This window comes from Pseudanabaena sp. BC1403 (assembly GCF_002914585.1).
In the GTDB taxonomy this organism is placed as follows: Bacteria; Cyanobacteriota; Cyanobacteriia; order Pseudanabaenales; family Pseudanabaenaceae; genus Pseudanabaena.
The window spans coordinates 45,331-57,050 of sequence record NZ_PDDM01000003.1 but is presented as its reverse complement, the minus strand read 5'-3'; the positions used below and the strand labels follow the sequence as shown (position 1 = coordinate 57,050).

Annotated in this window: 11 protein-coding genes; 4 read left to right on the top strand and 7 right to left on the bottom strand. The window is 41.6% G+C overall.

The features are described 5' to 3' along the window. Positions 1 to 349 precede the first annotated feature (349 nt). Positions 350 to 562, top strand: coding sequence for a hypothetical protein (locus CQ839_RS04095; protein ID WP_094530300.1), 213 nt, complete (start codon positions 350 to 352; stop codon positions 560 to 562). Further along, positions 555 to 992 carry a type II toxin-antitoxin system VapC family toxin gene (locus tag CQ839_RS04090; protein ID WP_103667013.1) on the top strand — a complete coding sequence of 146 codons (438 nt, stop codon included), beginning with the start codon at positions 555 to 557 and terminating at the stop codon, positions 990 to 992. The genes CQ839_RS04095 and CQ839_RS04090 overlap by 8 nt, the downstream gene beginning before the upstream one ends. 177 nt (positions 993 to 1,169) lie before the next feature. Here CQ839_RS04090 and acsF read toward each other — a convergent pair whose 3' ends face one another. The 7 genes from acsF to CQ839_RS04050 form a co-directional block, all read right to left on the bottom strand. Next, entirely contained in the window at positions 1,170 to 2,246 is a 1,077-nt protein-coding gene (gene acsF, locus CQ839_RS04085) for a magnesium-protoporphyrin IX monomethyl ester (oxidative) cyclase (protein WP_103667012.1), read from the bottom strand. A gap of 118 nt (positions 2,247 to 2,364) precedes the next feature. Next, positions 2,365 to 2,784 carry a bacteriohemerythrin gene (locus tag CQ839_RS04080; RefSeq protein ID WP_103667011.1) on the bottom strand — a complete coding sequence of 140 codons (420 nt, stop codon included), beginning with the start codon at positions 2,782 to 2,784 and terminating at the stop codon, positions 2,365 to 2,367. A gap of 62 nt (positions 2,785 to 2,846) precedes the next feature. Continuing rightward, positions 2,847 to 3,467: a 4Fe-4S single cluster domain-containing protein gene (locus tag CQ839_RS04075; protein ID WP_103667010.1), complete on the bottom strand. Its 621-nt coding sequence runs from the start codon at positions 3,465 to 3,467 to the stop codon at positions 2,847 to 2,849. A 136-nt stretch (positions 3,468 to 3,603) separates the two neighbouring features. Continuing rightward, complete coding sequence (gene hemN / locus CQ839_RS04070) at positions 3,604 to 5,004, bottom strand: oxygen-independent coproporphyrinogen III oxidase (RefSeq protein ID WP_103667009.1); 1,401 nt, start codon at positions 5,002 to 5,004, stop codon at positions 3,604 to 3,606. 31 nt (positions 5,005 to 5,035) lie between these two features. After that, entirely contained in the window at positions 5,036 to 5,770 is a 735-nt protein-coding gene (locus CQ839_RS04065; RefSeq protein ID WP_103667008.1) for a heme oxygenase (biliverdin-producing), read from the bottom strand. A gap of 259 nt (positions 5,771 to 6,029) precedes the next feature. Further along, positions 6,030 to 7,760 (bottom strand): ABC transporter permease subunit, encoded by a 1,731-nt coding sequence (locus CQ839_RS04055; protein ID WP_103667006.1) that lies wholly within the window; start codon positions 7,758 to 7,760, stop codon positions 6,030 to 6,032. Positions 7,761 to 8,047: 287 nt separating this feature from the next. Further along, positions 8,048 to 9,394, bottom strand: coding sequence for a nitrate/sulfonate/bicarbonate ABC transporter ATP-binding protein (locus CQ839_RS04050; RefSeq protein WP_103667005.1), 1,347 nt, complete (start codon positions 9,392 to 9,394; stop codon positions 8,048 to 8,050). 401 nt (positions 9,395 to 9,795) lie between these two features. On the opposite strand from CQ839_RS04050, the gene CQ839_RS04045 reads away from it, so the two are divergent. Together CQ839_RS04045 and pgsA are read left to right on the top strand one after the other, a co-directional pair. Next, the gene (locus tag CQ839_RS04045; RefSeq protein WP_103667004.1) at positions 9,796 to 11,055 is read left to right on the top strand and encodes a glycosyltransferase; all 1,260 of its coding nucleotides are present in this window, start codon (positions 9,796 to 9,798) and stop codon (positions 11,053 to 11,055) included. Between the two features lie 47 nt (positions 11,056 to 11,102). Then, a complete protein-coding gene (gene pgsA, locus CQ839_RS04040; RefSeq protein WP_103667172.1) occupies positions 11,103 to 11,642 on the top strand; it encodes a CDP-diacylglycerol--glycerol-3-phosphate 3-phosphatidyltransferase in 540 nt (179 codons plus the stop codon). Positions 11,643 to 11,720 lie beyond the last annotated feature (78 nt).

The following is an 11,720-nucleotide window of genomic DNA, read 5'->3' as shown; positions in this document are numbered from 1 at the left end:
TTTTAAAACCCATCACAGAAATCTCGATCCGCAAATGCTAAGCCCTCTCTGCTTTTACAGACAATTTGTCTCTGCGTTGCAAAGTTTTGGGCAGTGCATTCCCAAAAGAAGATGATCTAAAAATTTATAAATTCCTGCGGGAATGCACTGCCCCTACAGTTCGACTCTATGGGCGTGAATAAATAATGACATTAACAAAAATCGGGGATCTGGATATACATTAGGATTTTGTTGCGGTTTGGCGATTTCTTCCAAGTTTTGTAGAGCGATTAGATACTGAGGATTTTAGGCCACTACATCAACATTCAAAATTTGCTACACTGAAAAAATATAGATACATTGACTCACCATGTATTCCACAAACCAAAACCAACAAATCTTAGAAGCGATCAGTGAACTTAGCCAGCAGCAGATCCAGATAGTTTTACGATTTATTCAAACACTGCAACCCAAAAAGCTCTCTAACCCAACTTCTACACCATTCGATCCACTAGCAAACTTTATTGGAGCTACCAATCACGGCAATCTCGCCCAACAAATTGACCAAGACCTCTATGAGTAACGCCATATTCATCGATACATGGGGATGGCTCACCCTAAACGATGCAGGAGAACGCAGACATAAAGAAGTTGCAAATCTTTATCAAACGTTAATCGCAGAAAGAATACCCATCTATTCCAGTACTTTCGTTCTAGATGAAACATTCACATTATTTTTTAAGCGCCTTAACTCCTTCCAAGCCAAACAAGCAATGCTCCAACTATCTGAAGCATTTTCTACAGAGCAATTTGAACTAATCCAAATAGATGAATTTCGCTTTACTCAAACTCAAATGTTGCGTTTAAAGTATCTCGACAAACCCCAAATCTCTTTCACAGACTTAACTTCAATGCTAATTATGCAAGAATTTGATATCTATCGCATCTTGACAGAAGATGCACATTTTACCCAAGTCGGCTTAGGATTTCAACTTGAACCTAGCTCCTTTTGACTTACTGAAATAGTGATTATTAGCTAAAACCCTCTTTTGATCAACCGTCAAATTTTGTAGAGCGATTAGATATTGAAGAAGTAGGCGATCGCCCTATAAATACAGCTTAAGCTCATAGAAATCCAAATAGATTTCTACGAGCTTGGGCTAGTGATTCTTATTTAATTGCCAAAAATACTAATGAACTTCGCCGCGCTTAGCTTCAGCATCAATAGGCTTGGCGAAATACACCAGTAACAACTGCCAGAAAATCGCCACGAATAAAGGCAACTTCTGCAATGTCTTCACAAATTGGGGGCGATCGCTATCATTAATTGCCATCAGCTTGAAATTGTAATCAACGCATTTCTCCAATCTAGGGAAAAAGTCGGGATGACTAGTATCTAGCACCGCAGGGAATGCACTGATGGCAGTGTGATTAGTATTGATCACCACTTGCTTGTTATATTCACGAGCATCTAAACCAATGGATTTATAGAAATCAGCCCGTTCAAACACGGTAATCGTGTGCGTAGCAAATACCGTCAACAGGAAAAACCGCGCCCATAATTTAGCCTTCCATGTACCCCATAGCGCAGGCTGCGATCGCAACAACACCTTAAAGAAATCGCCATGACGGTTCTCATCCTGACACCAGCTTTCAAAATATTTGAAGAGAGGATAAAACTGGTTTTCTGGATGCTCTTTTAAATGGTAATGGACAAGAATATAGCGCCAGTAGCCAATTTTCTCTGACAGATAAACAGAATAAATTACCCATTCTGGCTTGAAGAATGTATAGCTGCGTTTTTTAGTCATATTGACTAAATCCAACGACAGATTAAAATCCTTCATCGCCTTATTCAAAAACCCTGCGTGACGTGCTTCATCCCTTGCCATAAGGTTAAAGGCTTCAGCCAACAGAGGACTGCGATCGCCTAGTTGACGAGACAATTCTTTAAATAGCAGAAATCCAGAGAATTCCGAGGTGCAAGAGCGCTCTAAGAAATCAATAAAAGCGGCGCGAGTTTCGCCATCAATATGTTCCCAAGACTGTAAAAACTCTCGATCGCGCTTGTAGTGATAGCGATTGTAATCAGTGCGAAGCTCTTCGACTACGGCTTCTAGTTCTGCCTGTTGCGATGATACATCCATCTTCGCAACAGCGTCATAGTCAGTGGTGTAGAATCTTGGAGTTAAGAGGGTTTCTTTAACAGGAACTTTAATACCTTCACGGAGGAGTTCTGGTTCGGGTCTAGATTGAATTGAAACCATAGTAGTAATTAGTTATATAGGTTTTTATAAAGTTTGAGATGTTTGATCCCCCTCAATCCCCCTTAAAAAGGGGGAAGAATTTAATTCTCCCCCCTTTTTAAGGGGGGCTGGGGGGGATCTATTGATTTTGAAAAAACTGAACCATCTTTTTGTCTTCACCCTTGATATGGTGCGCCAACCATTCAGTGAGAAATTGCGTGATTTCTGTTGTTACTGCTGCCGTATTGTGATCGCGCAACTTTAGAAGTAGCCGATCTACTTTGGATAAGAGACAATCATGGGTGCGTTTGTGGATATCGTATTCGGGATAATCCACCGCCATCATCAAAGCCTCTTCCGTTTGGAAATGCTCAATGGTGTGATTAGCTAAGCATTCTAGAAGCTCTTGCATTGTATAAATATTTTTTTTGGTAACAACAGCTTCATGGAGGGCATTAACAATCTCAAATAGTTGTTGATGTTGTCCATCGACCTGTGAGTTACCAGTGTTATATTCCTGTTGCCAACAAGCGATTGGTTTAGTCAAAGTAGAAAGCATGAATTTGTAGAAACAATGTATGTGTTAGGTTGTGCGAAGCACAAACGTGTTTGAAAGCGGATTTAACCGAAGTCCATTTGTCCGCGAAATCCAGTAAAAACACGAGTACCATCCTTAAGAATATGGATTTCGGTTTGATCGCTTGCCCAGTCAATTTTGTCTGCAAAAGCGGGATTAAAGACATGTAAACGCTGATTGCGCGACGAAACAGGAGAATCGGGCGCATGAATGGCAAGAGCCGAAACATAGGGGCCATCTATCAAAATATCAAGTTGGTCGAGGAGATCCTCAGCTCCCTCAGGAGCACTAGGCGATCGCAGTTCCGATAATGTATATCCCGTAAACGACATCACATTCAGTCCTGCGGCTTTAACCTGCTTGGCAAGGGCAGCTAGAGCAGGAGCCTGCAAAAATGGCTCACCTCCAGAAAAGGTGACTCCTTGATTAGCAGGATCACTGAGTATTCTTTCTGCGAGATCCTCTACTGACACGAGTTGATTAACATCGAAATACCAAGAGGAGGGATTAAAGCAGTCTGGACATTCGCGCCAGCAACCCTGTACCCAGACCACAGCACGACAACCAGGCCCATTTACCTCAGAGCGATTCAGATAGCCCATGATATTGAGTTGTGGTGTCATGTCAATCTCCAATGTTTCTGCGATCGCAACTTTAGAAGCCATTTAAGAATTACTTTCTACGGTCAAAGACTCTAAGAGATCCCCCTCAATCCCCCTTAAAAAGGGGGAAGAATTTAATTCTCCCCCCTTTTTAAGGGGGGCTGGGGGGGATCCAGACAATTCTTAAAGGGCTTCATATCTAGACTGACCTTGAGAACTTCCCAAGATCGTTCTTTTTCAGATAGGCATCAAACACTGAGGCAATATTACGGATTAACAAGCGTCCCGCAGGAGTAACCTCAATATGATCCCGTTCTATTTCGATCAAGCCATCTACTTCTAACTGCCGCAACTGCAAGCGTTCTGGTGCAAAATATTTGCCAAAATCGCGATCGCAGGTTAAGTGATATTTCGCTTCAATCTCTTGCTGTGAGAGTTCAAATTGACACATCAGTTCCATAATGATGGAACGGCGCAAAATGTCGTCGGCATTGAGTGTGACACCGCGCTCAATTGGCAATTCGCTTGCATCGATCGCCTTATAAAAGTCCTGTAAACCCTTATGATTTTGGGTATAGACGTTTTGCAGCATACTGATCGAGGTCATGCCGAAGCCTAAGAGGTCAGATTCAGGCTTGGTCGTATATCCTTGGAAATTACGATGTAAATTACCTTCTCGCTGAGCGATCGCCAATTCATCATTGGGTTTGGCGAAGTGATCCATGCCGATAAACACATAACCATGCTTGGTTAAGGTTTCAATCGTCATTTCCATAATTTGCAACTTCTCTTCTGGTGAAGGCAAAGTTTCGGGATCGATTTTCTTCTTTTGTAATGGCTTCAGCCAAGGCACATAGGCGAAGTTAAACACGGCAATGCGATCGGGATTAAGCGCGATCGTTTTGGCGAGGGTTTCGCGGAATGTCTCTAGGGTTTGGAAAGGTAATCCATAGATTAAATCCACATTTACGCCTTCAAATCCCACTTCGCGCATCCAACGCATTCCATCAAAGAGCATCTCTTCTGGCTGAATGCGATTGACGGCTTCTTGAACTTTGAAGTTAAAATCCTGAATACCAAAGCTAATGCGATTAAATCCGAGATTTCTTAAGCCTTGCAAATATTCTTTAGTCAGCGATCGCGGATTCACTTCGATGGAAATTTCCGCATCAGCAGCAAAGGTAAAATGCTCTTGTAGACAATGCCACAGGCGTTCTACTTGATCGAGGGAGAAATAATTGGGAGTGCCACCGCCCCAGTGCATTTGTTGGACTAAGCGATCGCGATGCACGGTTGCTGCAACTTGGGCAATGTGACGGATCAAATAACCTAAATAAGGCTCAGCAATTTCCTTCCGATTGCTAATTACGGTGTTGCAACCACAAAAATAACAGGGTTCGTCACAAAAAGGAATATGAGCATAGAGAGATAGCGGAGTTTTCTGCAAATTCCCTAAGGCGATCGCTCCTCGAAAATCCATCTCATCAAAATCTTCATTTAATTCTGTAGCTGGTGGATAGCTGGTATAGCGTGGAACTGGCTGATTGTATTTATGTAATAAATTAATATCAAATTTAACTGCTTGTGATAATGTGCTCATCCATTCAAATCCCTTAAATTCCTCTTGTCCTTTAGACTGATACCATGCGATCGTGATGTGTTGTGCTACCGACGCGATTCTGCTTAGTAAGTAGCTCAAAAACATGGGGATCAACTACTGCTCTAACATCGGCTTCTAACTCATCTACCACATTGCGATTGAGTGTAAAAGCATAGTTTGCCTCTTCCACAATTCTCAAAATTGTGTCTTCATCCACAACCAGAGAATCTAGCGTATGTCGATACTTATCCTTAAAATCTCTCTTTGCCTCAATGGTTGGTAGTTGGTCAAATTCATAGAAAGTTGTACCGCGATCGCTTGGCAAATCCAAAGCCGAACGAATAATATGTTTCAAAGCCTGTCCACCTGACAGATCTCCCATATAGCGCGTGTAGGAATGGGCAATGAGAAGGGCTGGATCAGTGTTAGAAATTTCCAGAATGCGATCGACATAAACCTGTCCTGCTTTTAAAGGAATAAGTTCTGAACGCCAATTATCACCAAAATAGAAAGCCAAATCTTGTTCTAAATTTGCTTGGCGATCGATTTCTGGGAAATACATTTTGCCAACGATGGGATGATCGGCATGACGCTTTAACTCTGCCTCAAGCGTACTGTAAACAAGGTAAAGATTAGCCAATAATTTTCTAAAAGGAACAATTTCCACAATTCCCTTAAGAAAGCACTTCATAAATGCGGTGTTTTCGGCGGCTGTATGAGACTGTTGTGTACCTTCGCGTAGACGGGTAGCTAAGTGACTAGTCATCGGTATTTACTCACTAAACTTAATCACTGCATCCTAGACCTTATACCTATATATAATGTCAAGCAAAGTTTTGTAACTAAAAAGAAAGGCTGCCTTGCAGCCTTTCTTTTTAGCCTAGATAATGTCCAGCAAAGTTTTGTCATTAATCAAAGCAATAATGCTCTTATACAAAATAATAGAGCCCAAAAACATAGCGGCGGGCGTAGCCCGCCGCTATGTTTTTGGGCTCTATATGGATCATTTTTTCCTTGGAGTTCCCTTAAACAACTAATTGATACTTAGCCTGAGCCAATCGATAAAGTGGTCGCCACACTAAGCGATTAGTTGTGACAACTAGTAGCGACATCACAATGGTGGAAGCCAGCAAAAGTGGGAAATCCCCCACGTCCGAGGCTTGCGTAATTGTCGATCCTAGCCCCGTTGCTGTCAGCACTCTTCCTTGAAACTTGACATATTCGCCAGCAATACTCGCATTCCATGCACCCCCAACGGCTGTAATAATCCCTGTCACTAAATACGGAAAAATCCCTGGCAAAATCAAAGTCTTCCAACGTTGCAATGGAGAAAGTTTATATACTCGCGCTGCTTCAAACAGTTCTGAAGGAATAGCTTGTGCTCCAGCAATTACATTGAACAGAATGTACCACATACTTCCTAAAGTCATCAGGATCACTGCACCAATATCCAAACCACCAGCCATATTCCCTAAATACAATAATAGAACTGGAAATAAAGCTGTCGCAGGAACTGAAGCGGCGATTTGGACAATTGGCTGCAAAAACTGGGCTAGCTTAGGATTTCTCCCGATCGATACTCCGATCGGAACCGTGATTATTAAAGAAATAATTAGGACGATAAATACTCGAATAGCAGTAAAAAGAGCACCGATCGCTACTTGTTTCCAAGAATTCAATGGCATATGACTCAGTAACGCGATCGCACTTGATGCACCACTCAAAACAATAAAACCTGCTAACCCAACTAATAGCCAGTTAAACCAATTAATCCACTGCGATGTTTTATGCAGACTAATCAGAGAGCTTGGAGCTTTACGTCTAAAGCTATGATTGACAGCTTCAGAGATTGGCATAAGCAAGCGATCGCTAATAATTCGCATCGTAGGCGATCGCCTTAAAAAGTCTAGTACTCGTGATTCTGGTACTTGAGCAGCTTCAACCGTCTCATTTTTAAACTTCTCAGCCCAAGCAATTAGAGGTCTCCACACAAAATAATCAATGATCGTAATTATGCCAATTAAAACCACTAGTCCACTAAAAATTGCTCGGTTATCGCCTGCATCTGCCGCCGCCTTCAGAAATGAACCTAGTCCTGGAAGCGTAAAGTCTCGATTGGAGAGCGTAAATGATTCTGTTTGCATCAAAAAGAACCAACCGCCAGCCACAGACATCACACTATTCCAAACTAAACCCACCACGCCTGAAGGTAGTTCTAGCGTCCAGAAACGCTGCCAAGCTCCGAGCCGATAAACTTGACTTGCTTCGATCAATTCTTTAGGAATACTACTTAGCGATTGATAAAAACTAAAGGTCATATTCCAAGTCATGCCCGTAAAAATCAGTAAAATCGAAGCAATCTCAATTCCCAATCGTTGCCCAGGAAACAAACCTACTAAAGCAAGTACAACAGCAGGCAAAAATGACAGTACTGGAATCGACTGGAGAACATCTAATAGAGGAATGAGAACCTTTGACCACAAAGCCGAACGATAGGCGACATAGGCATATAAGAGGCTAAACACCAACGAGATCGAGTATGCAGCCAACATTCTCACTAGTGTTTGCAATGCGTAACTAGGTAAAAAACTCAGGGATAGATTAACTACATAGCCACTTTCGTAAGTACCTGTAAAGTTCCTAGCAGTTTGTACAATGATGAATATAAAAGCAATGATCGCCAAAGGTAGTAAAACATCACCAAGGCTCCAACGCGAGCTAAATTTTGATTTGGGATCGATAGTGGGCTGATACATAAGCAATCCAGACTAAACATGAATTAGGCGATTTACGATTGACATTTACAGCAATTGAAGTAGCTAAGCAAAATTAAAAACCTAGGGTCAGAATTTGTACCGCCCGCTTAGTGGGCGGTACAAATTCTGGGGTTTTATATTTAGTTTTGCTTAGTTACTTACGATCAAACGAACCACAATAAATTATTGAAAAGTGTTGCTTCGCAACACTTTTCAATAATTTATTGTTTTGGGCTTGAACACAAAGCGCTGTAAGATAGGCGGCGATTTCCGCTGCCTATCTTAATTTATTCAGACTCTTCAGTTTCTGTAGTACTCTCTTCAATAAAGATTTCACCTGAAGGTTCGTCATAGCTGAATAATTCAGCATAGCGTCCCCAGTCCATTGCTGTCCTGAGTTGGCGCTGAGCTTCTTTACTAGTGAAATGATTCTCTAAAAGATCGAGAACTAATTCCTCCGAAATGCGATGATTACGCTTGGCCTGCAAAAGCTGGCAAATTTGTTGGACTAAGCGAATATTCTTTTGCAAAAGATCGCGAATAATTGCTTTGCGCTCATCAATATTACTATTAATAAAATTCTCACCGATCGCTGATAGTTGAATATCACCCTCCGTGACCGCAACTAGTTCCATTAGTTTGCTAGCGTCCACAATTGGCAATATATCATCTACTTCCAACAAAAGTTCTTGAGCAATTCGATATAGATCTTTATCTTGACGACCTTCCAGAAGTTCTAATAAGCCAGCTACTGAGCCAATGCGGACATGGGGAAGGGATTGATATTTTGCTTGAGTTTTAGGCTCAGAGCTGGAAGTCGTGGTGGTGGCAGTCTGCGTCGATAAATCTGGCAGATCAGGATTTGTCAAGATCTTGTAAACTTGGTCAACTAAGGCTTGGAACTCAGGGCTTTTGCGATCGCGATAATGGGGGAGTGTAATTGGCAAATCAGCACGAATTCGCCCAGGGTTACGCCCCAAAACAATTACGCGATCGGCAAGCGTCACCGCCTCTTCAATCCCATGCGTCACGATCAAAATTGACTTAGTGGGAATACGTTTTTCTAGCCAAAGGTCAAGCAACTCAAAACGTAAGTTCTCGGCAGTTAACACATCCAATGCCGAAAATGGCTCATCCATACATAACAATTCTGGCTCCACCGCCAAAGCTCTGGCAAAACCAACACGCTGACGCATCCCGCCTGATAGCTCTTTAGGATAAGCATTCTCAAATCCATCTAAACCAATCACATCGATCATCCGAAGGGCTTTTTGCTCTCTAGTATCCTTTGCTTCTCCCTTTGCTTTTAGCCCAAGTTCTACATTCTCTAAGACAGTTAACCAAGGATAAAGTGCAAAATTTTGAAAAACGATCGCTACCCCTGGGTTTAATCCTACTAATGGGCGATTGTAATAAAGTACTTTCCCAGAGGAAGGTGGGATTAACCCAGCAATCATTCGCATTAATGTTGACTTGCCAGAGCCTGATGGTCCTAACAAAGCAATAATTTCACCTACTTGCAACTGACAATTAATATTTTCAATAATCGAAATAGTCTGCCCATTTGGCTGTAAGTAAGACTTACCAACACCTTCTAAGGCAACGAAGCTATTTTTTGCGGCTTTTTGAACCATAATGTTATCTGTGCAGGTGTTTTGAGCTACATAGACAGGGAAGTTTTCGCTACCCAACCCAATACATTATCATCTAAGAGCGCTCAGAAATTACACTACATATGTTTTCCATGAATTTTTGGATCGCTTAATCCATATTTTCATAAAAGCTATGCTTCGCATGGCTTTTATAAAAATATAGTGGCTCGCTTATTCACAATTTGTTGTAAGTTAGTCTAAAGTCCATTGTAGATATAGCAAATATAGGACTTGCGCAAAAATGCCCTAAAATCCTCATTTTATCTCATTTTATCGTAAGGGCAATTCATGAATTGCCCCTACTCGTTCTTTTGCGTAAGTCCTAAAATAATCACCCATTCCTTAGATTGGGTCGCCATAAAATTCTTTTTAATTGTTAGATAATGTCCTACTCTCTCATCTCTGTTCCTCTGGGCACATTTCAAGTTAATGAACTTCTCTTCTCTGAAAGTGTAGATGAGTCAAATTTTGATCAAGTTTCTCAGTCGCAGGCGAACCTAGTTAAATTTTCGCTAATTGTACCTACTTACAATGAGAGCAAGAACTTAGCGAAGCTAGTGGAAATCCTGACTCAGTTATTAAATAATTATTTCCATGAAAACTATGAGTTAATTATCGTTGATGATGATAGTCCAGATTTGACTTGGCAAGTTGGATTAGATCTATTGCCAAACTATCCTCAATTGCGAGTAATGCGTCGTCAAGGAGAGAAAGGGCTTTCGACAGCGGTGATTCGGGGTTGGCAATCTTCGCAAGGAGAGATTTTGGGGGTGATTGATGGAGATTTGCAGCATCCACCAGAAACGCTGATTAAGATGCTTGATGAAATGGCGAAGGGAGCAGATTTAGCGGTGGCTAGTCGCCATGTCGAGGGTGGCGGTGTCAGCGATTGGGGATTTATGCGGCGGGTTCTATCAAGGGGCGCACAGATGCTAGGTCTGCTCATTTTACCTAATGTAATCGGTCGAGTTTCTGATCCGATGAGTGGCTATTTTATGGTCAGGCGCAGTGCGATCGCTAACTGTCCGATGAATCCCTTAGGCTATAAAATTTTGATTGAAGTACTTGGGCGCGGCAATATTGGCTCTGTTGCTGAGGTTGGCTATGTATTTCAAGAACGTCAAGAGGGCGAGAGTAAGGTGACTTGGCGGCAATATGTGGATTATATTTTGCATCTATTGCGTTTGCGATCGCGTGGTCGAGTTACCAAACTACGTGAAAAATTGCGAGTTCCTGTCAAACGTTTTTTTAAGTTTGGACTTGTTGGCTTGAGTGGCGTATTTATAGATATGGCAATCTTCTATTTACTTAGTGATGCTTCTTCTCTGGGATGGGGACTAACACGTAGTAAGATAATTGCGTCTGAAGTGGCAGTTCTCAATAATTTTCTTTGGAATGATCTCTGGACATTTCGGGATCTTTCTCAGCAACAATCTGGGTGGAAAAAAGTAATTAAGAGATTTGTGAAGTTCAATCTAATTTGCTTACTGGGGATTGGATTGAATCTGATAATCCTCAATCTCCTTTACAATTATTTCGGTGTCAATAAATATATTGCTAACTTGATTGCGATCGCGATCGTCACAATATGGAACTTCTGGTTTAATCTCAAACTTAGCTGGCGAGTTACCCAAACCAAATAATATAAAAAGTGGTGCAAAGCACCACTTTTTATATTATTTGGTTATTTATGATTACATTACCAACTTGGGTAACTTTATCAAGGTTGATCGCGGTTCCTATTATTTTTGGGCTATTTCTTTGGCAAGATAGCGAACTTACTCGCCTAATTGCGCTAAGCGTGTTTATCATTGCGGCAATTACCGATTGGCTAGATGGATATTTAGCAAGAAAACTTAATCAAATAACAGAACTGGGTAAATTCCTTGATCCCCTTGTCGATAAAGTCCTGACGATCGCCTTATTCTTATTGTTCATTGAACTCGGTCAGGTTCCTGCTTGGGCAGTATTTTTAATTATTACGCGAGAGCTATTGATCACCGCTTGGCGTGGTGCGCCGAGTGCATCTAGTCAGGAGATTTCTGGCGAAACAAGTAAACCGCAAATTGTTGGTGCAAATTTTTGGGGGAAAGCGAAAACTGTAATGCAAATCATAGCAATTGCCGCTTTATTGGTCAAAATTCCCTATGCGATCGCCTTTTTCTGGATTGCAGTCTTACTCACGTTGATTTCTGGCATTCTCTATGTTGTGCCAGCAGCAAAGGGCTAGTTATAATCCAAAGCGCCTTGTTGCCGATGGCAACAAGGCGCTTTGGATTATAATCAAATGAGTTGCGGTTGGAGTAAG